The following is a 20,782-nucleotide window of genomic DNA, read 5'->3' as shown; positions in this document are numbered from 1 at the left end:
TCGAGGCGCGTCGGGACGCGGAGTCGTGCGGGGGAGCCGGAACGGGCCGCTGCTCTCAGCCGGCCGCGCGGGCCCCGGGCGGCAGCCAGGCGAACGACTCGGCGCTGGGACGGTCGCCCGGCTTGTACTCCAGGCCGACCCAGCCGTCGTAACCCGCCTTGCGAAGCCGGTCGAGGAGGTCCTCCAGGGGCAGCGTGCCGGTGCCGGGCGCGCCCCGGCCGGGGCTGTCGGCGATCTGCACGTGGCCCGTGCGGTCGGCGTACCGGTCGATCACCGCGGGGAGGTCCTCGCCGTTCATGGCCAGGTGGTAAAGGTCCATCAGGAAGCGGGTGTTGCCCAGTCCGGTCGCCTCGTTGACGCGGTCGACGACCTCGACGGCGGCCGGGGCGGACACCAGCGGGTAGCGCGGCGACTCGGGTGCGTTGAGCGCCTCGACCAGCAGGACCGCGCCGATCCGGTCGGCGGCGCGGGCTGCGAGCGTCAGGTTCTCCAGGGCCAGCGCGTCCTGCTCGGCAGGGTCCGCGCCGTCCACCCGGTTGCCGTACAGGGCGTTGAGCGCACGGCAGCCGAGCGACTCGGCGAAACCGGCGGCCACCTCGACGTTGGCACGGAACCGCTCCGACTCCTCACCGGGCACGGACAGCGCGCCCCGGTCGGGACCGGGCAGCCGGCCGGCGTAGAGGTTCAGGCCGGTGAGCCGTACCCCGGCCGCCTCGATCGCGTGCCGCAGCGCGTTCAGCTCCGCGGCAGCCGGGGCCGGGTCGTCGACCCACGGCCACCACAGTTCGACCGCGGTGAAGCCCGCCGAGGCGGCGGCCGCCGGGCGCTCCAGGAGCGGGAGCTCGGTGAAGAGGATCGACAGGTTGACGTTGAAGCGCTGGTCCGCGAATCCCATGAGGGCCGCGCCCCCTCCCGTACTTGAATTCCGTATTGTGGAAGTGAAGTTCTGCTCACCGGAAGAGTGCCGAGCGGGCGGCGAGGTTGTCAAGGGGGTGACACGCAAAACGGCCCGAGGTCGGGGCGTGGATCGTGACGTCCGGGGCAGCGGGACGGAACGGGTGGACCCCGGCCGGGTCTCAGGCCGTGCTCAGAATCGGCTTGTACCGTGCTTGTTGCTCTATGCATCGATTTGTCCGTACGTCAATCGGCAGGTGAAGAGAGATCTCCTCCACGAGCAGGGCACCGAGCGCGGCACAGGCGCGGACGGCGAAGACGCCGGCAGCACGGACGGGAACAGGCGGGCGAACGGCGGGACCCGGGCCGGGCGGAGGACGCGGATTCCCGTCCGCCCTCGCCCACCGGGGCCGGGTCGACGCACTGGACGGCCTGCGGACCCTGGCCGTCGCGCTCGTGCTCGTCTACCACGTCGACGCGGACGTGATGCCCGGCGGCGCCGTCGCGGTGGACATCTTCTTCACCCTCAGCGGCTTCGTCATCACCCGGCTGCTGCTCGCGGAGTACACCCGCACGGGCGGCCTCGACCTGTTCGGCTTCTACCGGCGACGCTGGCTGCGGCTGGTGCCCGCGCTCCTCGTCGTCTGCGCGGTGTCCGCGGTCGTGTCGCTCACCACGTCCCTGTGGGGCTTCCACCGCGCGTGGGAGGCGGCCGGGCTGTCGGCCGTGTTCGTGCTGAACATCGTGCGGGCCGGTGACTCCGGCACGTACTCGGACCTGACCACGTCCCTCGCGCACACCTGGTCGCTGGGCGTGGAGGAGCAGTTCTACCTGCTCTGGCCGCTCGTCCTGCTGCTGTTGCTGCGGCGGCTGCGGGCCCGGACGGTCCTGTGGTGCGCGGCGGGCCTCTGCCTGCTGCCCACGCTGTGGCGCTGGGTGCTGTGGGCGCCCGACGCGGCGCACCGCATCTACAACGGCTCCGACACCCGGGCCGACCAGTTGCTCGTGGGCGCCCTCGTCGCCGTCGTCCTCGCCCGGCTGCGGGCCGACGACCCCCGTCTCGCCCGGCTGCGGACCTGGTCCGGCCGGCTGACGTGGCCGGCGCTCGGTCTGCTGGCGCTGGTCGCCTGGCAGGTGCCGGTCACCGGGGAACTGGGGGCCTGGACGACCCTCTGGTACGTCGCGGGATTCCTCGGCGTCGCCCTCGTGTCGGCCACTCTCATCACGGGGCTCGAACTGCGGCCCCGCTCCCGGCTGTCACGGGTCCTGGGACTCGCGCCGCTGGCCTGGACGGGGCGCAACCTCAGCTACGGGATGTACCTGTGGCACTATCCCGTCGTGCGCCTCCTCGCCTCGCTCGGTGTCCAGCAGAAGGACCGGCTGTCGGCGACCGTCGTGCTCACCGTCGCCCTCGCCCTCCTGTCGTACGTGCTGGTCGAGGCGCCGTTCCTGCGGCGGAGCAGGAGCAGGGGCCGCGCCGCCGGATCCGAGCGGGACGGCGGCGTCGCGCGGCCGGTGGCCGTGCTGGCGGCGGGCACACCCGTGGCCGCGGGGGGCGGCGACCTCGTCGTGACGGGCTCCGGCGACCCGGTCACCGTCGTCGGCGGAACGCCCCCGGTCGCGGTCGGCCCGACGCCGGGCGGCGCACCGGGCAACGACGCGGCGGACCGTACCCCCACCGACGCGGGGGAGCCCGTGCCGGGCGGTGGGGCGGGCGAGGCGGCGGGTCGTGCCGAGAGCGGCGGACCGGTGAACTGACCGCCAACGCCCGCCGGCCCGCCAGCCCGCCGGCCCGTCACGCCCACCCGCCAGCCCGTTCGCCCGTCTCGTCCGCCCGGCTGCCCGTCCGTCCGGCCTCGGCGGCAGCCCGGCGCGCATCGCCGCCGATCACCCGCCCCGGGTCCGTTAAGGTCGTCTCGCGGCCGCCGGGCACCCTCCGGCACCGCGACGACGCCGGACGTCCGTCGCCGTCCGGGACCCGCGTCCGTGTGCCGTCGGAACGGGCCGCGGGGCAGCGGTGTTGATGCCATGGGGGCACAGTGCGACTGAGAGTGGAGTTCACCACCGAACCCTTCGACCTCGACGAGGCACCCGCGCACGCGCTGGTCGCCCGCGAGGTCGTCGAGGCCGCGGACCTCGACGCGGTGGACGTGGGTCCGTTCGGCAACACGGTCGAGGGAGGCACCGACGCGGTGCTCACCGCGGTCGACGCCCTGCTGCGCAGGACGCTGGAGGCCGGCGCCACCCGCGTCTCCCTCCAGGTCAACGTCGTGGAAGAGAGCGGCAGATGACCGGCGCCGCGGACGACGCGTTCGTCGCTGCGGTCAAGCCGCTCGTGGACGCGATGGGCGGGGAACTCGTCCCGCCGGACGAGGCCGGCGCCGACGACGTGGTGCTGTCCTGGGAGGGCGAGGACGTCGTCGCCGTACGGCTGCCGCAGCTCGCCGACTCGCTGGACCACATCCTCGCGGCGATGGAACGCAAGCGCGGCAAGCCGCTCGCCGACCTGGACCGCCGCGCGAAGCAGGAGGTCGTACGGACGCTGGAGGCGCGCGGCGCCTTCTCGGTGCGGCACGGCGTCGAGACCGTGGCGGGGGCGCTCGGTGTCAGCCGCTTCACCGTGTACAACTACCTCAACCGCGAGAAGACCTGACCCGCGCGGGTCCCGCGCACGCCGCGGGGCCCGCGGGTGCCGCCGTCCGGGAGGGCCGGACGGCGGCGTCGCCCGACGGTCCGGCGCGTCGTCTGCGGCACGAGTTCGGCACGAGCGTTTGTTACCCGGAATTTTCAACAAAGTGTTGACGCCTTGTCGGGCGGGGGCGTTAGCTGTCCGCAGCCCGTTCAGCACAAGGCCACGGAGGTTCCCGTGACGTCGACTTCCACGCCCCCGGGACTCGTCCGGCTCAACACCGGCGAGAAGCGGACGGTCCTCGCCGCGCTCCACGAGGCGTGCGCCTCGGCGGAGTGGGCGCGGCGGCTGCTCGCCGGGCGTCCCTACGCCACCGCCGAGGACCTGTACGCGGCGAGTGACGCCGCGACGGCGGAACTCGCCGTCGCGGACCTGCGCGAGGCGGTCGCCGGGCACCCCCCGATCGGCCGCCCGAAGCCCGGCGACCCGGCCTCCGCCCGCGAACAGCGGGGCATGGCCGGCGCGTCCGCCGAGCTGAAGACGGAGATGCTCGAACTGAACCTGGAATACCAGGAGTTGTTCGGTCACGTCTTCCTGATCTGCGCCACGGGACGGACCGGGGAGCAGATGCGCGACGCGCTCAAGGAGCGGCTCGGCAACGCGCCGGAACGGGAATGGGAGATCGTCCGCGGCGAGCTGGGCATGATCAACCGCATCCGACTGGCCCGGCTCGTCGAGGAGGAACCCGCACCATGAACGCCAGCACCACCGTCCGGCAGGGCAGTTCGGTGTCCACGCACATCCTGGACACGAGCGTGGGACGCCCCGCGGCCGCGGTCGCCGTCCGGCTCGCCGCCCGCACCGGGGGCGACGCCGCCTGGCAGGACCTCGGCGGTTCGGAGACCGACGCGGACGGGCGGTGCAAGGACCTGCCGGCACCGCCGGAGGGAACCACCCACGTACGGCTCGACTTCGCGGTCGAGGCGTACTTCGAGAAGAAGCAAGCCGAGACGCAGCAGGACGCCCCCGCGCATCGGGACAGCGGTGTGTTCTTTCCCGAGGTGGTGATCACCTTCGCCGTCCAGCCCGGCGAGCACTACCACGTACCGCTGCTGCTCAACCCGTTCGGCTACTCCGTTTACCGAGGGAGCTAGCAGACCATGACCACTGATCAGACAGCCCCGCGGGGCGCCGCGCAGGCAGCCGCCCCGGCAGCGGGGTCTCCCGCCGGGCGCCCCGTGCTGCTGGGCCAGAACCAGTACGGCAAGGCCGAGAACCGGGTCGTCAGGATCACGCGGGACGGCTCGACCCACCACGTCAAGGACCTCAACGTCTCGGTGGCGCTCTCCGGCGACATGGACGACGTCCACTACTCCGGCTCGAACGCCAATGTCCTGCCGACCGACACCACCAAGAACACGGTCTTCGCCTTCGCCAAGGAGCAAGGCATAGATTCCGCCGAGCAGTTCGGCATCCACCTCGCCCGCCACTTCGTGACGAGCCAGGACCCCATCCACCGGGCACGCATCCGCATCGAGGAGTACGGCTGGGAGCGGATCGCCGCCCCGGAAGCCGGCTCGGGGCCGGCCGCCGGCAACGGCGTCGACGGCACCGGCCACTCCTTCGTCCGGAAGGGCCAGGAGACGCGGCTCACTCAGATCACCTACGACGGCACGTCCTGGGAGGTCGTCTCCGGCCTCAAGGACCTCGTCGTGATGAACACGACGGACTCCGAGTTCTGGGGCTACGTCAAGGACAAGTACACGACGCTCCCCGAGGCGTACGACCGCATACTCGCCACCCAGGTCTCCGCGCGCTGGCGGTTCAACTGGACCGACGACGCACAGGATTCGCCCGACTGGGAGGAGTCCTACGCGCACACGCGGCGGCACATGCTCCAGGCGTTCGCCGAGACGTACTCCCTCTCGTTGCAGCAGACGCTGTACCAGATGGGCGCCCGCATCGTCGAGAACCGGGCGGAGATCGACGAGGTGCGCTTCTCGCTCCCGAACAAGCACCACTTCCTCGTCGACCTCGAACCGTTCGGCCTGAAGAACGACAACGAGGTCTACATCGCCGCCGACCGCCCCTACGGCCTGATCGAGGCCACCGTCCTGCGGGACGGGTGCGAGGCGCTCATCCCGGCGGACCTGACCAACCTCTGATCCGACGACCCCGGCCAACTCCTTTGCGGCCGAACCCTTTTCACGCCCCTTCTCGGCACCCGCGGCCCGGGACGCACTCCCGGGCCGCGGCACTCAAATCCCCTGGGTCCTGCCGTGCCCTCTCCGCAGAGCGAAAAGGACGATCCCCATGGCAGCACCCCGGCGCACCGTGATCGAGAACTGTGCCGTCGCGACCGTGGACGCGCACGACACCGAGTACGCGGACGGCCACGTCGTCGTCGCGGGCAACCGCATCGAGTCCGTCGGTCCTGGCCGGGCCCCCGAGGGACTGGAGAACGTCACGCGGCGCGTCGACGGCTCCGGCCACCTCGTCACCCCCGGCCTGGTCAACACGCACCACCACTTCTACCAGTGGATCACCCGCGGCCTGGCGACCGACCACAACCTCTTCGACTGGCTCGTCGCCCTCTACCCGACCTGGGCGCGCATCGACGAGGAGATGGTCCACGCCGCGGCCCAGGGCTCGCTGGCGATGATGGCCCGCGGCGGTGTCACCCTCGCCGCGGACCACCACTACGTCTTCCCGAGGGGTTCGGGCGACCTGTCCGGCGCGATCGTCCGCGCCGCCCGTGAGACCGGCGTCCGCCTCACCCTCGCCCGCGGCTCCATGGACCGGGGCGAGTCGGACGGCGGCCTGCCGCCCGACTTCGCCGTGGAGAGCCTCGACGCCGCGCTCGCCGCCACCGAGGCCACCATCGACGAGCACCACGACCCGTCCTCCGACGCGATGACCCAGATCGCGGTCGCACCCTGCTCGCCGTTCTCGGTGAGCACCGAACTCATGCGGCAGGGAGCGGAGTTGGCCCGCCGCAAGGGGGTGCGGCTGCACACCCACGGTTCGGAGACCGTCGAGGAGGAGAAGTTCTGCCACGAACTCTTCGGCATGGGCCCCACTGACTACTTCGAGTCCACCGGGTGGCTCGGCGAGGACGTGTGGATGGCGCACTGCGTCCACATGAACGACTCCGACATCGACGCCTTCGCCAGGACCCGCACGGGCGTCGCGCACTGCCCGTCCTCCAACGCCCGCCTCGCCGCCGGGATCGCCCGCGTCCCCGACATGCTCGCGGCCGGCGTCCCCGTCGGCCTCGGCGTCGACGGCACCGCCTCCAACGAGTCGGGCGAACTCCATACCGAGCTGCGCAACGCCCTCCTCGTGAACCGCCTGGGCCCGCACCGGGAGAAGGCCCTGAACGCCCGCCGGGCGCTGCGCCTCGGTACCCACGGCGGTGCGACGGTCCTGGGCCGCGCGGCCGACACGGGCTCGCTGGAGCCCGGCAAGCTCGCCGACCTGGTGCTGTGGAAGATGGACACCCTGGCCCACGCCTCCATCGCCGACCCGGTGGCCGCCCTGGTCCTCGGTGCCGCGGCCCCGGTCACGCTCTCCCTCGTGGGCGGCGAACCGGTCGTCGAGAACGGCAGACTGCTGAACGTCGACGAGGACGCCGTCGCCCGCTCGACCAGGACGCAGGCACGGCGCCTGGCGCGGATCGCGGCGGGGGACTGAACAACCTCCCGCGGGACGCGGGACGCGGGCCGACAACCCCGGGTCCCGTCCGCCGCCCCGATCGGCGTCCCGCCTCCCCACCCCGACTCCCGCTCCGCACGCCGGGGCGGTGAACCGGTCCGCGTACCGGCACGGTGGACGCCGTGCCGTGCCGGACCGTGCGCGCACGCGGCCGAGAGGGCCCTCGCGCACCCCGGCCGCGTCGTCGACGCGTCCGGGCGGCAGACCCGTTGAGCTCCGGCCGGGAGGGACGGCTCCCGGCCGGCGCCGCGGACCCGAGCGGGGTCCGCGGCGGCCGGCGCCGGGGCACGCACCGTGTGCGTGCCCCGGACCGGTCCCAACACGTCCCGTCACACCGTTTCCCCACCCGCCGCGGGGCCCCCGCCCCTGCGGCCCAGGTCCCGCACGACCGCCCGCACCACCTCCCTGAAACCCACGTCAGAGCCGACGTGCAACCGACCGGAGGAGCCGCCGTGGCCGCTCAGCCCACGTCCCGCGAAGAGGCAGTCCCGCAACAACAGCCCCCGCCCACCACCGAGTTCACACCCGGGTGCCGTCCCGAAAAAGCGGACGCCGCCCCCGGCCCCCACCCGGTCGACGAGAAGCTCCCCGCCCTGCGCATGGCCGCCGGCGGCCTCCAGCACGTGGCCGCCATGTACGCGGGGGTGGTGGCGCCGCCCCTGATCGTCGGGGCCGCCGTCGGGCTCTCCGCCGCCGACCTGACCTTCCTCACCGGTGCCTGTCTGTTCACCGCCGGACTCGCCACGTTCCTCCAGACCCTCGGCATCTGGAAGATCGGCGCCCGGCTGCCGTTCGTCAACGGGGTCACCTTCGCCGGCGTCGCCCCCATGACCGCCGTCGTCGCCGCCACCAAGGACAGGTCCGACGCGCTGCCCGTCGTCTTCGGCGCCGTCATCGTCGCCGGACTGCTCGGCTTCCTCGCCGCACCCTTCTTCGGGCGCGCGGTCCGCTTCTTCCCGCCCGTCGTCACCGGCACCGTGATCACCCTGATAGGCATCTCCCTGCTGCCCGTCGCGTTCGGCTGGGCCCAGGGCCCCGACCCGGCGGCGCCGTCCTACGGTTCCCTCACCAACCTGGGGCTGGCCGCGGGCACACTCGTCATCGTTCTGCTGCTGCGCCGTTTCGCCACCGGGTTCGTCAAACAGATCGCGGTGCTGCTCGGCCTGGTCGTCGGCACCCTCGTCTCGATCCCCTTCGGCGCGACCGACTTCGGGCCCGTCGCCGACGCGGCCGTCGTCGGTTTCCCCACCCCGTTCCACTTCGGCGCACCGCAGTTCCACCTCGCGGCGATCGTCTCCCTGTGCGTGGTGATGGTGGTCTCGATGACCGAATCGACCGCCGACATGCTGGCGTTGGGCGAGATCGTCGAACGTCCCGCCGACGAGAGGACCATCGCCGCGGGACTGCGCGCGGACACCCTGGGCACGGCGCTGAGCCCCTTCTTCAACGGCTTCATGTGCAGTGCCTTCGCGCAGAACATCGGCCTCGTGGCGATGACCCGCGTCCGCAGCCGGTACGTGGTGGCGACCGGCGGCGGCTTCCTCGTCCTCATGGGGCTGTGCCCGATGGCCGCCTCGCTGATAGCCGTCGTACCCCGCCCCGTGCTCGGCGGGGCGGGTGTGGTCCTGTTCGGCTCGGTGGCCGCCAGCGGCATTCAGACCCTGGTCAGGGCCGGGCTGGAGAAGGACAACAACATCCTGATCGTGGCGGTCGCGCTGGCCGCCGGGGTCGTGCCGATCACCGCGCCGGACTTCTACCACGCCTTCCCGGACACCGTCCGGATCGTCCTCGACTCGGGCATCTCCACGGGGTGCGTCGCGGCGGTCGTGCTGAACCTGGTCTTCAACCACCTCGGCACCTCCCGCGCGGGCGCCGACGAGGTCACCGCGCCGATGGAGCCGGGGGAGGAGATGACGCAGGCGCGCACGGCGCCCGCGCGCTGATCCGGCCGGTGGCAGCGGTCAACAACCGTCATCCGACCGGCGGTTGGCCCACTCGGCGAGGTGGTCGCGCACGTACCCGGCGAGTTCCGGCGGCTGGAGGCCGAGTCCGTCCACGGCGGCCGGGTCGAGGGCGACCCGTACGGGCTCGAAGTCCCCGAGATCCGGATCGGTCAACTCGGGCCCGGAGCGCCGCCGCGGGTCCATGTCCAGCAGTCGGCCGAGGTAGTAGTGCTCGACCACCGCCGTCGGCCCGGTCGCGTCGGTGAGGGTGAGGACTTCCGTCACCGGCCCGAGGGTGCCGCCGATCTCCTCCAGCACCTCGCGGCGCAGAGCCGCTTCCACGTCCGCGTCCGTTGCCTCGACGCCCCCGCCGACGGTGGTGCAGTAGGAGGGGGTGAGTCCGGGCCAGCCGCGGCGCAGGAACACCAGGTGGTCGTCGGCGTCGAGCAGCACCGCGCGGGCGTTGTGACGGACCCTCATGACGGCGAACCCTAACGGCCCACGGCCCTTCGGGAGGCGAACTCCCGCAGGGCCGTGGGCCCGTCGTCGCTCGCGGCAGGTCCGACTCCCGTTCCCGAACGACTACGGCGTGCTCCGCCGCAGTACCAGTGCCGTCGCCACCAGGGCCGCCGCCGCGCACACGGCGCCTCCGTCGAACGCCAGCCGGTAGCCTGCCGCGGTCGCCGCGGCGAGCCGCTCGCCCCGTTCGGCCAGGGCGTCGGTGCGGGACGCGGCCAGGGTGGTGAGCACCGCGAGGCCGAGCGAACCGCCCACGATCTGCGTGGTGTTGAACAGTCCGGAGGCCAGCCCCGCGTCCTCCGGCCCGACGCCCGTCATGGCGAGCCCGGTCAGGGCCGGCATCGCCGCCGCGAACCCCGCGGCGATCAGCAGGAACGCGGGCAGTACGTCGACCGCGTAGGCGCCGTCGGCCGGCGCGCGCCCCATCAGGAGCATGCCCGCGACGACCAGCGCGAGGCCCGTCATCAGCACCCGGTGGGCGCCGAACCGGCCCACGGCGCGCGCCGACAGCCCGAGCATCAGCACCCCGATCAGGACCGGCGCCGGCAGGAAGGCCACGCCGGTCCACAACTCGCTGTAGCCGAGCACCCGTTGCAGGTAGAGGGCGCCGACGAACTGGAAGCCGTACATCGCCGCAATCATCAGGATCTGCACGCCGTTCGCACCGCTGAGCGACCGGGAGCGGAACAGGCGCAGCCGCAGCAGCGGACGGGCGGCCCGTGCCTGCCGGAGGACGAAGCCGCCCAGGAGGACGAGGGCGGCCAGGGCCAGGACCACCGTCGTCGTCACCGTGCTGCTCCCGGCGCCGACGATGGCGTACACGGTGAGCATCAGGGCGCCCGTCACGAGGGCCGCCCCCGGGAAGTCGGCGCCCCGGCCGAGGCCCTCGCCCGGCTCGGGGGCGAGGACACGCACCGCCGCGATCCAGGCCACCACGCCGAGCGGCAGGTTCACCAAAAAGATCCAGTGCCAGTTCAGAGCCTGCGTCAGAGCGCCGCCGAGGAACGTCCCGAGGGCGCCGCCCGCCGCCCCCACCGCGCTGAACACGGCGATGGCGCGGGCCTGTTCGCGCGGCTCCGGGAACAGGGCGATCAGCATGCCGAGCACGACGGCCGCGGTCATCGCCCCGCCGGCACCCTGAACCGCGCGGGCCGCGACGAGCAGGGCCCGGCTGTCGGCCACCCCGCACAGCACGGAGGCGACCGTGAACACGGCGAGCCCGGTGGTGAACATCCGCTTGCGGCCCACCAGATCGCCGAGCCTGCCGACGAGCAGCAGCAGCCCGCCGAACGGGATCAGGTACGCGTTCACCACCCACGCCAGCCCCGGGCCGGAGAAACCGAGGTCGCCCTGGATCGCGGGCATCGCCACGGTGACGACGTTGCCGTCCAGGATCGTCATCAGCGTCCCGGCGCACAGCACGAGCAGGGATGCCCAACGGGGGTATTTCGCAAGGGGTGTTGAGATGGTCTTCGCGTTGGCCGCGGTACTGGTCGACATGGTGGGCGCCTCCGCCGTTCCCAAAGGTGCACTACTTGTAACGGGGCTCATCGTGAGTGACCATGGGGAGCGGCGTAAGGAGGCACCTGGATGTCCCAGGGGAACACCGGTGTGACCGTGCAGGTGGTGAACGCGCACGCCTGCCCGGTGCGCGAGGTTCTTGACAGGGTGGCCGGCAAATGGAGCGTGCAGATCCTGGTCGCCGCGGCGCACGGCCCGATCCGCTTCACCGAACTGGAGCGCAGCGTCGAGGGCATCAGCCGCCGCATGCTCACCCTGACCCTGCGCAACCTGGAACGCGACGGACTGATGACCCGCACGGTGTACCCGACGGTGCCGCCGAAGGTGGAGTACGCGCTGACCCCCGTCGCGCTCGAACTCCACGAGACGCTGCAACGGCTCACGGACTGGGCCGAGCAGAACAGGGTGCACATCGCGGAGTCCCGGGCGGCCTACGACACCCTGCGCGAGGCGTGAGCCGGGCCCGCTAGCCCAGCTCCTCCATCAGCTCGCGGCTCTCGCGGAACAGGTCCGCGAAGTCGGCGCAGTCCTCCAACTCCCCGTACTTCGGGGCGAAGAGGTGGGCGGTCCACTCCTCGTCCGGGCCCGCGCCCTCGGGATCGAGCAGCCAGAGGTCCTCGCCCTCGGCGACGGCCAGCGCCCGGCCGAACAGCTCCGCGTAGTCGGTGTCGGCGTACAGGTCGACGAGGCTCGCGCCGGTGTCGGTGTCGCGCAGCCAGGCGACGTCGGCGCAGCCGGAGGCCGCGTCGACCCAGCCGCCCAGGCCGTCGAAGCCGTCGCTGGCCAGCAGGAAGGCACGGTAGGACGGCGGGAGGCGCACGCCGAGGCGCTGCTCCGCCGCCCGCACGGCCTCCTCCGTGGCCGGCTCGCGCCCCATCCAGCCGGTGTCCTCCTGGTCCGCGGTGATCGCCGCGAGCTGGTACTCGTTGGCCGTGCGCAGGAAGACCTCGCTGTACTCGCGCAGATAGCCCAGCCACTGCGCCGGAGTCGTCAACTCGGGTGCTGCGGAGGCCGTTTGGGCGTCGTCGTTCGTGTTCATGCGAGGAAGGTAGCGCCGACCACCGACAACGGCCGCGGGGCGGGCCCCGTCAGAGGCCGAACAACCCCGGATCGGCGGCTAGTTCCTTGAAGCGGGCGGCGGGGTTCGCCACGAGGCGGCGCGTGGTCAGGTCCAACAGGCCCCCGACGCCCTCGACTTCGGCGGCCACCGTGCCGTCCGCCCGGCGGATGGTCTGGAGTACACGGAACGTCTTGCCGTCGCCCCAGCCGAAGGCGCAGGTCACCTCGACCTCGTCACCGGCGAGCAGTTCGCGCCGGTAGCGGATCGTGGTCTCCAGGACCACCGGGCCCACGCCCTCGGCCTGGAGGCCGGCCTGGCCGATGCCGGCGGCGCGGAGCAGTTCCCAGCGGGCGTGCTCGGCGTAGTTGAGGTAGACGGCCTGGTTGAGGTGGCCCTGTACGTCGGTCTCGTAGCCGCGCACGGTCACCGGGACGAAGAAGGGCTCGCCGGACGGCGCCCCGGTGCGGGAAGGGTCGTTCGAAGACGGTTCGCTCACTGCTGTCCTTCTGCGCGGGACACCGCGGGAGGCGGTGCCGTGGTCGGTCGGTCGTGGTCGGTCGGTCGTGGTCGGTCGGTCGTGACCGGTCCGTCGTGATCGGCCGCTCGGCCGTGGTCGGACCGGCGTCACATACTGGTCACACCCGTCGGGGTGACGCCAGCAGGTATCTGGTCCTGGTCCGCGGTTCGGTGTGCTCGCCGGTCTGCCAGCCCGCGGCTTCGAGCGTGTCCGCCAGGGGCGACAGGCTCGCCCCGGCCGCCCCGTGCACCGCGACGGCCTCGGGCTGCGGCGTGTCACGCACCCGGTAGCCGTCGTCGCCGTGGGGCCCGGCGGGGCGATGGTCCGCCGCCTCCAGGGCGAGGGCGGCGGCCCGCACCAGATGGCCGCGCTCCCAGGCGCACGGCAGGTCGGTCGACGCGTCCGGACGGGTCATGCGGCGCAGTTCGAGCAGGCCCTGCCAGGCGCTGCGGACCTCACGGGCGCGGGCCGGACCGGTGGCCGCGGCCGGGGGGTGCGCCTCGCCGCCGACGCGGGCGGCGAACACGTCCGTCGCGGGCGCCGGATCGGCCGGCCGGGCGGGGGCGGGCACGGCCGTCCCGGGGACGTCCTCGCGTATCCGGTGGCCGGCCGGGGTCAGGAAGTGGTCGTGCGGCGGTCGCGGGTGACGGAACGCGAGACCCCGGCGGACCAGCCCTTCGAGCTGTGTCGCGGTCCCGCGCAGCCGCCCGGTGTCCGGGTCGGCGGCGTCGATGACCCGGCGCTGCGCCGCGGTCGGCTGAGGCGCCACGGCCGGCTCCCTTCCCCTGCTTCCCGTGGACGGCCGTGCCGGCAGTGCCCCGCCCGGTGACCGCGGCCGTCGCCCTGCGGGCAGCCTACGGCGGGGGTCCGACAGCGCGGGTCCGGCGGCGGGCCGTGCGGCCCTCGCGGGCGGGCGGTGGCCCGCTTTAGGCGGGCGGGCGCACGTTCCACGCCGCGACCACCGGGCGGTTGTGCTCCGTGCCCAGTCGGCACACGGTGCCGGTGGCCAGCAGGAACAGTGAGCCGGCCGACGGCGGCAGCCCCAGCCGGCGGGCGGTGAGGACCCGCAGGAAGTGGCCGTGCGCGACGAGCAGGACCACGCCCTCGGTGTTGTTGAACGCCGCGTCCACCTTGGCGAGCACGCGGTCGGCGCGCTCCCCGACCTGCTCGGGGGTCTCGCCCGGGTGCTCCGGCGGTCCGGGCGGGACCCCGTCGTCGAACAGGTACCAGCCGGGGCGCTCGCGGTGGATCTCGACGGTGGTGATGCCCTCGTACGCGCCGTAGTCCCACTCGCGCAGGTCGACGTCGACGCGGGCGTCGTCGACCCCGATCAGCTCGGCCGTCTCCCGGGCCCGCTGCGACGGGCTGACGAAGGCCGCGCCGATGCGGTGCGAGCGGATCAGCGGGACCAGGCGGCGTGCCTCGTCCCGGCCGTGCTCGGTGAGCGGGACGTCCGTCCTGCCGGTGTGCCGCCCGGAACGGGACCATTCGGTCTCGCCGTGCCGAACGAGAAAGAGATCACCCATGTCTCACAGGCTACGAGCCCACCGCTCCAGCCGCGCGAAGTCGTACTCCCGCAGGCCGCGCCGCGGATCGACCGGAAGCAGCAGGGCCGGGCCCGGGTGGCTGTCGGCGACGTGCCGCACGTCGAGCCCCGTGATCAGGTCGTCGACCCAGACGAACGGCCGCCCGTCGGCCCACTCGACGACCTGGCGGGTCTTCCAGAAGAGCCCGTCGGGATCGCGGGCGAACAGCCGCGTCCACTCGATCACCGGCAGGTCCTCGGGCAGCCCGAGGCCCGGGGCGATCATGTCGTTCGCCTCGTGCATCCAGGCGGTCGCCCACACCAGGTCGTACGGCAGCGCGAGCAGCCGTGCGCCGTGCGCCGGGTGCAGCCGTACCCGCAGCCCCCGGCGCAGCCGCCGGGAGCCGGGCACCTGCCGGGCCGACCAGTCGGCCGGGCGCAGCCGGTGCGTGACGTAACCGCGGTGGCGCAGGAAGCGGGCCCGGTACGGGTTGAGGGGACCGTCGACGTCGAGGAGGAGCAGCGGCCGGACACTCATGGGGTCGTGTTACCCGGTGCGGGGCGTGGCCCACCGGGGCGCCGCGCCCGCCGGGGTCACGCGGTCCCCCGGTGCGCGCGCCGGAGTACGCCCCCGGGAGGGGGTCCGTCGGCTACTGCCGGTAGCCGCCGAGGAAGCGGCCGATGCGGCCGATCGCCGCCTCCAGGTCGTCGGCCTGCGGCAGGGTGAGGATGCGGAAGTGGTCCGGGGAGGGCCAGTTGAAGCCGGTGCCCTGGACGACCTGGATCTTCTCCCGCAACAGCAGGTCCAGGACGAAGCGTTCGTCGTCGTGGATCTTGTGAACCTTGGGGTCGAGCCGCGGGAACGCGTACAGCGCGCCCTTCGGCTTGACGCACGAGACGCCGGGGATCTCGTTGAGCTTCTCCCAGGCCCGGTTGCGCTGTTCGTACAACCTGCCGCCCGGTGTGGTCAGTTCGCGGATCGACTGGCGTCCGCCGAGTGCGGCCTGGATGGCGAACTGGGCGGGCGCGTTGGCGCACAGCCGCATGGAGGCCAGCATGGTCAGGCCCTCCAGGTAGCTGCGGGCGTGCTGCTTGGGACCGGTGACGACCACCCAGCCGGAGCGGAAGCCCGCCACCCGGTAGGTCTTCGACAGGCCGCAGAAGGTGAGGACCACCAGATCGGGGGCGAGGGCCGCGGCCGAGTGGTGCACGGCGTCGTCGTAGAGGATCTGGTCGTAGATCTCGTCGGCGAAGACCATCAGGCCGTGCCTGCGCGCCAGATCGAGGATGCCCTCGATGATCTCCTTCGGATAGACGGCGCCCGTCGGGTTGTTGGGGTTGATGATGACGACGGCCCGGGTGCGGTCGGTGATCTTCGCGGCCATGTCGTCCAGGTCCGGGTACCACTCGGCCTGTTCGTCGCACAGGTAGTGCACGGCCTTGCCGCCGGCGAGGGTGGTGACCGCCGTCCACAGCGGGAAGTCCGGTGCGGGGACCAGGACTTCGTCGCCGTCCTCGACCAGCGCCTGCACGGCCATCGACACCAGTTCGGAGACGCCGTTGCCGAGGAAGACGTCGTCGACGTCGACCGCGAGGCCCAGCGCCTGGTAGCGCTGCGCGACGGCGCGGCGGGCGGAGAGGACACCGCGCGAGTCGGTGTAGCCGTGTGCCTGGGGGAGCATCCGGATCATGTCCTGGACGATCTCCTCCGGCGCCTCGAACCCGAACGCCGCCGGGTTGCCGGTGTTGAGGCGCAGCACGCTGTGGCCTGCCTCCTCCAGGGCGTTGGCCTGCTCGATGACCGGGCCGCGGATCTCGTAACAGACCTCGCTGAGTTTGCTGGACTGCCGGAACTCCATGCGCTGTGCCCCTCCGGTTCGTTGTCTGACTTGGTTTTACCAAGTGTCGGCTTGGAAAGTCCAACAACATGTCTAGACTGCGTCGCATGTCACCTCGCCGAAGCTACGACCAGTACTGTTCCGCCGCCCGCGCGCTCGACGCCGTGGGAGACCGCTGGACCCTGCTGATCGTCCGTGAACTCCTCGCGGGGCCGCGCCGGTACACGGACCTGCACGCCGACCTGCCCGGCGTGAGCACGGACGTCCTCGCCTCGCGGCTCAAGGAGATGGAGGCCGCCGACCTCGCCACGCGCCGCAGGCTCGCGCCTCCCGGGGTGGCCTACGTGTACGAACTCACCCGGCGCGGGCGGGAGTTGCTGCCGGTGCTCCAGGCCCTCGGCGAGTGGGGGCGGCCCGAGCTGGGGGAGCGCCGCCCCACCGACGCGGTGCGCGCGCACTGGTTCGCGCTGCCGCTGCTGCGAGAGCTGGAGGGCACGGGAATCGTCGAGGTCCGCGTGGACGAGCAGGACTTCCACCTGTTCCTCGGCGCCCAGGAGGGCCCCGCCTACGGCGACGGACCGGCCCCCGGGGAGCCGGACGCCCGGCTCGTGCTGGACGCCGGGACCTGCGAGGCGGTCAGCCGCGGGGACGTCACGGTGCGCGAGGCGGTGCGCGCCGGACGCGTCACCGTGACGGGCGAGGGCACCCCGGCGAAGGCGCTGCGCTGACCGGAGCGGCGGGGCGGGTCCGGGCGGGCCGTGTCCGGCGGGGTGACGCACGGGAGGCCCGCCGGGGCCGGAACGTCCGGCGCCGACAGGCCTCTTGACGACACGTCAGGTCTCGCGCGAGTGCGTCAGTACTCGCGCGGCACCCGGGACGGGCGGCCCGAGCCGCGCGTCAGCGCGTAGCCGCCGATACCGGCGAGCGCGGCCAGCACCGCGCCGATCCCGGTCCACACCCAGCGGTCGGACCACCAGCCGGACGACCAGCCGTCCTTCGGCTTCACCGCCGACAGTACGGCGGACGCCGTCGAGTCGTCGGAGTCCCCGGAGCCGGCCGACGCCGAGTCGTCCTGCGCGTCGGTCACCGCGATGCCGGGCACCAGCGGCTTCGCCAGCGAACCGTCCACCGCCGCCGAGCCGCCCATGTCCTTGGAGTCGACGCGCACCTCGGTGCTCACCGGCTGCCCCAGGTCGGACGCGGCGAGATCGACCACCGTCAGCCGGACGTAGTACGTGCCCGGCAGCGGGTCGTTGGACCAGGGCTCCGCCCAGCCGCGCACCGTCCGCAGCGTGCAGGCCAGTTCGACGGTCGAGGCGCCCTGCGCGGCGGCGCGGGTCTGCGCCCCGTACTGGCACGCCTGACGGCGCCGCAGGCCGTCGTACACGTCGAGCTGCCAGGTCTGGCCGGCGTGCGTGTCCGGCAGCTTCACCGTGGCCCGCACCGTCGGGCGCTGCTTGGCGTCCGCCGGGAAGGACCAGTACAGGTAGTCGCCCGTGGAGCCGCTGGCCGTGGCCGTCTGCCCCTGGTCGAGCTCGGTCGCCGTGCGGAACGACGTGCCGGCCTGGGTCGGGGCGGAGGAGTCCGAACCGTCCGAGGGGCTCGCCGACGGCGACGCGTCGGCGACCGCGGGACCCGCGGCCAGACCCAGCGCGAGCAGCGAGGCGCCCAGGGCGCTCAACGCGGAAGGAATACGCATCAGTTGGTCCTCCAGATCGCGAGGCGCCAGCGCGACACCCAGCCCCACAGCAGACCCGCGACGAACCCGATCACGACGAGCGTGCCGAGCAGCCACCAGCCGCGCCCGAGACCGAACGAGGCCACGTCGTGCGCCTGGTCCGGGCCGTCCACGACGTCCACGGTCAGCTCCAGCGGCAGCCCCGGGGTGGTCTTCACGCCGGACGCCGCCGAGAACGAGTTGGTGACCTGGAGACACACCGTCTCGGGCGTCGTGTCGTCATCGTCGTCGCTCTCCGCCTTCGGATAGCGCAGACCCGTCGAGACGACGTCGGTACGGCCGCTGCCGGTCGACTCGCCGCGCACGATCTCCCGGCCGTGCAGCGTCACCGCCCGGAGCAGCACCCCGTAGTCGGGGTTGACCTCGCGGTCGTCGGAGACGCTCACCGAGGCCCGCAGCTCCTTGCCGGGCGCGACGTCCACCCGGTACCAGCGGGCCTTGCCGAACTCCTCGCGGTCCGTGTAGAGGCCGGACTTCAGCTCCGGCGCGTCCGTGCACTGCGTGGCGCCCTCGGTGGCCACCGGGGTGACCACCGGGTCGGCCGCGCGGTCCACCAACTGGTTGACGCGGTCGCTCAGTTCCTCCTTGTGCTGCACGGAGGTGTACGTGCCGCCCGTCGCGTCCGCGATGCAGCTGAGCTGGTCGCGGGTCTTCGCGTCGGGCACCAGGCCGAGCGTGTCGATGGTCAGCCCGATGCCCTGGGCGGCTATGTCGCGGGCCACCTCGCACGGGTCGAGCGGCTGGCAGGTGTCCTCGCCGTCACTGATCAGGACGATGCGGCGGCTGCCCTCCCCGCTGCTGCCGAGGTCGGCCGCCGCCTTCTTCAGGGCGGGACCGATCGGCGTCCAGCCGGTCGGGGACAGGGTGGCCACCGCGGTCTTCGCCTCGGTGCGGTCCAACGGCCCCACCGGATACAGCTGTTCGGTGTCCTTGCACCCCGTCACCCGGTCGTTCCCCTTGTAGTTGGCGCCCAGCGTCCTGATGCCGAGCTCCACCTCCTCGGGCGTGGCGTCGAGCACCTCGTTGAACGCCTGCTTCGCCGCAGCCATCCGCGTGCCGCCGTCGATGTCCGCCGTGCGCATGGAACCGCTGACGTCCAGGACCAGTTCGACCTTGGAGGCCGCCTGTCCGTCCGTCTCGTCGGCCACCGCGCCGGCGGGAAAGGCGATCCCGGCCGTCAGGGCGGCGAGCAGGGCACAGAACCCCGCCGCCAGCCGTTGTCTTGTGATCATCGGCGGATCCTATTGATCAGGAGTGCCGCGCTTCAAAACGAGACCTCCGACGGACCGTCACGACAGCGGGTTCGGCAGCCGCGTCCACTGGTCCCCGGGAGTGCCCGGTGACAGCCGCATCAGCGTCAACGCCTTGGCGGGCACGTCCTCGTGGAGCAGCGGCACCAGATCGCCGGTGTGGGGCAGGTCACTCGCCGCCGCCGCCATCGCCGCCCCCAGCGCCGCCCGCGAACCCGCCGTGCCCGCCAGGGCGCCTGCCACCAGCGCGCCGAACAGCTTGCGCCGCAGCGTCGTCACGTCGTCGGTGAGCATGCGCGGCGCCACCTCCGGCGCCCGCGCGCCGTGCCGGGCCAGCCGGGCGGGGCTGATCCGCAGGTCCGCGAGGTCCCGGTACACCAGCCGCAGCGGCTCGCCCCGCGCCGACAGCACGACCAGCAGGTTCTGGCCGTGCGCCTCCAGGGCCACGCCCAGTTCGAGCAGCCGCAGCCCCACGGTCAGCGCGAGCCGGGCGAACGACGCCAGCCACACCGGGGAGGCGGGCAGCCCGGTGGTCGCCAACGCGGCCACGGGCAGCACCCGTTCGCCGCTGCCCGGCGTGACGTACGCCTGCGGCGACTCCCGCAGGACGGCCGCCAGGTCGGGGGAGTCCGCGGTGGCCGCGCCCAGCGTGCGCGTGACGTGCAGCAGGCCGTCCGTGCGCTCCGCGACGGTCTCCGCGAACGCGGACAGCGCCGCCGAACCGGTCACCGAGGCAACGGAGATGTCCCGCACGGACGACGTGAGCCGCGCGCTGAGCGCCGTCTTCACGTGCGGTCCGCCCGGCAGCGCGAGCGTGCGCAGCGACATCAGCGGATGCGCGTCCGTGAGATCGGCGGTCGTCCGGCGCAGCACGTGCCGTGCCTGCCACGGATGCACCGGCAGCAACAGCGCCGTACCGTCGCGCAGATCGTCGGGCCACTCGCCCGACACCCGGCACTCGCCCGCCTCGACCGCGACCGCGCGGAGGCGCACGACCGGGCGGTGCTCGGGCCCGTAGGCCAGCTCCTCGGCCGCCGAGAAGCCGGGCCGGGAACGGCAGTTGGGGTGGAAGGGATGGCCGTCGACCACCCGCTGCTCCCACTCCCAGTCCGTCGTGGGCCATTCCCGAGCGGAGGACTCGGCGTCGCCCGTCCGCCCGGCCCGGGACAGGGCCAACGACGAGACGCTGTGCGCCAGTTCGATCGCGAAAGCCGTCCCGTGCGGTACCGCCAGATCCGTCATCAGCCGTGCCGGATCGTCGTACACGGTCCCGCCGAGCCGCACCTCCTCCACGTACGCGTCCGTCGCGTACGGGTCCGCCGCCGGACCGCCGAGGCGGCGGCCGTCCGCCAGATACAGCGTCAGGGCGTCCCCGGCCGCGGCACGGCGGGTGATCCACGGCAGCGGTTCGTAGGCGAGCGCCCGCCACAGGCGGGTCAGCACCGCCGCGCGGGCGCCCGGCAGTTCGGCCGTGACGGCGTCGGCGAGGCCCGGCCGGAGCGCGGCCAGCTCCGCGGCCCTGTCGGTCGCGGCGGTGGGGGGACGGTGCACGTGCGGACTCCTCGGGTGCGGCCGGCGTCGCGCGGGCCGGTCGGGCGGGTGCTGCTGTGGACGGTAGGCGGACGGAATCCCGG

22 protein-coding genes are annotated in these 20,782 nt (G+C 73.2%); 10 read left to right on the top strand and 12 right to left on the bottom strand.

From position 1 onward, the window contains the following. Positions 1-55: 55 nt before the first annotated feature. Positions 56-895: a TIM barrel protein gene (locus ACFZA0_RS30855; RefSeq protein ID WP_391023024.1), complete on the bottom strand. Its 840-nt coding sequence runs from the start codon at positions 893-895 to the stop codon at positions 56-58. 266 nt (positions 896-1,161) lie between these two features. On the opposite strand from ACFZA0_RS30855, the gene ACFZA0_RS30850 reads away from it, so the two are divergent. The 8 genes from ACFZA0_RS30850 (at position 1,162) to ACFZA0_RS30815 (ending at position 9,180) form a co-directional block, all read left to right on the top strand. Then, a complete protein-coding gene (locus tag ACFZA0_RS30850) occupies positions 1,162-2,652 on the top strand; it encodes an acyltransferase family protein (protein WP_391023216.1) in 1,491 nt (496 codons plus the stop codon). A 281-nt stretch (positions 2,653-2,933) separates the two neighbouring features. Further along, entirely contained in the window at positions 2,934-3,185 is a 252-nt protein-coding gene (locus tag ACFZA0_RS30845) for a thiamine-binding protein (protein WP_391023022.1), read from the top strand. Continuing rightward, the gene (locus ACFZA0_RS30840; RefSeq protein WP_391023020.1) at positions 3,182-3,547 is read left to right on the top strand and encodes a helix-turn-helix domain-containing protein; all 366 of its coding nucleotides are present in this window, start codon (positions 3,182-3,184) and stop codon (positions 3,545-3,547) included. Before ACFZA0_RS30845 ends, ACFZA0_RS30840 begins: the two co-directional genes overlap by 4 nt. Before the next feature lie 213 nt (positions 3,548-3,760). Then, positions 3,761-4,279 (top strand): 2-oxo-4-hydroxy-4-carboxy-5-ureidoimidazoline decarboxylase, encoded by a 519-nt coding sequence (gene uraD / locus ACFZA0_RS30835; RefSeq protein WP_391023018.1) that lies wholly within the window; start codon positions 3,761-3,763, stop codon positions 4,277-4,279. Then, entirely contained in the window at positions 4,276-4,677 is a 402-nt protein-coding gene (gene uraH / locus ACFZA0_RS30830; protein ID WP_391023016.1) for a hydroxyisourate hydrolase, read from the top strand. Before uraD ends, uraH begins: the two co-directional genes overlap by 4 nt. Positions 4,678-4,683: 6 nt before the next feature. Beyond that, complete coding sequence (gene pucL, locus ACFZA0_RS30825; protein WP_391023014.1) at positions 4,684-5,688, top strand: factor-independent urate hydroxylase; 1,005 nt, start codon at positions 4,684-4,686, stop codon at positions 5,686-5,688. A gap of 148 nt (positions 5,689-5,836) precedes the next feature. After that, positions 5,837-7,216: an 8-oxoguanine deaminase gene (locus tag ACFZA0_RS30820; RefSeq protein ID WP_391023012.1), complete on the top strand. Its 1,380-nt coding sequence runs from the start codon at positions 5,837-5,839 to the stop codon at positions 7,214-7,216. Between the two features lie 620 nt (positions 7,217-7,836). Next, the gene (locus tag ACFZA0_RS30815; protein ID WP_391023214.1) at positions 7,837-9,180 is read left to right on the top strand and encodes a solute carrier family 23 protein; all 1,344 of its coding nucleotides are present in this window, start codon (positions 7,837-7,839) and stop codon (positions 9,178-9,180) included. An 18-nt stretch (positions 9,181-9,198) separates the two neighbouring features. On the opposite strand, the gene ACFZA0_RS30810 is transcribed toward ACFZA0_RS30815, so the two are convergent. Together ACFZA0_RS30810 and ACFZA0_RS30805 are read right to left on the bottom strand one after the other, a co-directional pair. Beyond that, positions 9,199-9,660, bottom strand: a complete 462-nt coding sequence (locus ACFZA0_RS30810; protein WP_391023010.1) for an NUDIX domain-containing protein — start codon at positions 9,658-9,660, stop codon at positions 9,199-9,201. Positions 9,661-9,762: 102 nt separating this feature from the next. After that, on the bottom strand, positions 9,763-11,199 hold the full coding sequence (locus tag ACFZA0_RS30805; RefSeq protein ID WP_391023009.1) for an MFS transporter: 1,437 nt from the start codon (positions 11,197-11,199) through the stop codon (positions 9,763-9,765). Between the two features lie 90 nt (positions 11,200-11,289). On the opposite strand from ACFZA0_RS30805, the gene ACFZA0_RS30800 reads away from it, so the two are divergent. Then, entirely contained in the window at positions 11,290-11,676 is a 387-nt protein-coding gene (locus ACFZA0_RS30800) for a winged helix-turn-helix transcriptional regulator (protein ID WP_391023007.1), read from the top strand. A 10-nt stretch (positions 11,677-11,686) separates the two neighbouring features. Here the strand turns inward: ACFZA0_RS30800 and ACFZA0_RS30795 are convergent, their stop codons facing one another. The 6 genes from ACFZA0_RS30795 to ACFZA0_RS30770 form a co-directional block, all read right to left on the bottom strand. Next, positions 11,687-12,259, bottom strand: a complete 573-nt coding sequence (locus ACFZA0_RS30795; RefSeq protein WP_391023005.1) for an SMI1/KNR4 family protein — start codon at positions 12,257-12,259, stop codon at positions 11,687-11,689. Positions 12,260-12,308: 49 nt separating this feature from the next. Next, positions 12,309-12,776: a thioesterase family protein gene (locus tag ACFZA0_RS30790; protein ID WP_391023003.1), complete on the bottom strand. Its 468-nt coding sequence runs from the start codon at positions 12,774-12,776 to the stop codon at positions 12,309-12,311. A 139-nt stretch (positions 12,777-12,915) separates the two neighbouring features. Continuing rightward, positions 12,916-13,566: a hypothetical protein gene (locus ACFZA0_RS30785; protein ID WP_391023002.1), complete on the bottom strand. Its 651-nt coding sequence runs from the start codon at positions 13,564-13,566 to the stop codon at positions 12,916-12,918. A gap of 157 nt (positions 13,567-13,723) precedes the next feature. Then, complete coding sequence (locus ACFZA0_RS30780) at positions 13,724-14,323, bottom strand: histidine phosphatase family protein (RefSeq protein WP_391023000.1); 600 nt, start codon at positions 14,321-14,323, stop codon at positions 13,724-13,726. A gap of 3 nt (positions 14,324-14,326) precedes the next feature. Further along, positions 14,327-14,860 carry an HAD domain-containing protein gene (locus ACFZA0_RS30775; protein WP_391022998.1) on the bottom strand — a complete coding sequence of 178 codons (534 nt, stop codon included), beginning with the start codon at positions 14,858-14,860 and terminating at the stop codon, positions 14,327-14,329. A 112-nt stretch (positions 14,861-14,972) separates the two neighbouring features. Then, the gene (locus ACFZA0_RS30770; protein ID WP_391022996.1) at positions 14,973-16,181 is read right to left on the bottom strand and encodes an aminotransferase class I/II-fold pyridoxal phosphate-dependent enzyme; all 1,209 of its coding nucleotides are present in this window, start codon (positions 16,179-16,181) and stop codon (positions 14,973-14,975) included. An 86-nt stretch (positions 16,182-16,267) separates the two neighbouring features. Between ACFZA0_RS30770 and ACFZA0_RS30765 the strand changes: the two genes are divergently transcribed. Continuing rightward, on the top strand, positions 16,268-16,888 hold the full coding sequence (locus ACFZA0_RS30765; RefSeq protein WP_391022994.1) for a winged helix-turn-helix transcriptional regulator: 621 nt from the start codon (positions 16,268-16,270) through the stop codon (positions 16,886-16,888). 125 nt (positions 16,889-17,013) lie between these two features. Here ACFZA0_RS30765 and ACFZA0_RS30760 read toward each other — a convergent pair whose 3' ends face one another. From ACFZA0_RS30760 to ACFZA0_RS30750, 3 genes are read right to left on the bottom strand one after another with little or no spacing between them, the layout of a single operon-like run. Beyond that, a complete protein-coding gene (locus ACFZA0_RS30760; RefSeq protein ID WP_391022992.1) occupies positions 17,014-17,859 on the bottom strand; it encodes a hypothetical protein in 846 nt (281 codons plus the stop codon). After that, positions 17,859-19,130 (bottom strand): VWA domain-containing protein, encoded by a 1,272-nt coding sequence (locus tag ACFZA0_RS30755; RefSeq protein WP_391022990.1) that lies wholly within the window; start codon positions 19,128-19,130, stop codon positions 17,859-17,861. The genes ACFZA0_RS30760 and ACFZA0_RS30755 overlap by 1 nt, the downstream gene beginning before the upstream one ends. Before the next feature lie 57 nt (positions 19,131-19,187). Further along, positions 19,188-20,699: an IucA/IucC family protein gene (locus tag ACFZA0_RS30750; protein ID WP_391022988.1), complete on the bottom strand. Its 1,512-nt coding sequence runs from the start codon at positions 20,697-20,699 to the stop codon at positions 19,188-19,190. Between the last annotated feature and the right edge of the window lie 83 nt (positions 20,700-20,782).

It is taken from the genome of Streptomyces sp. NPDC008150 (assembly GCF_042956945.1).
Lineage (GTDB): Bacteria > Actinomycetota > Actinomycetes > Streptomycetales > Streptomycetaceae > Streptomyces.
Note: the sequence above shows the minus strand (reverse complement) of the source record. Positions and strands in the feature narration are given on the sequence as shown.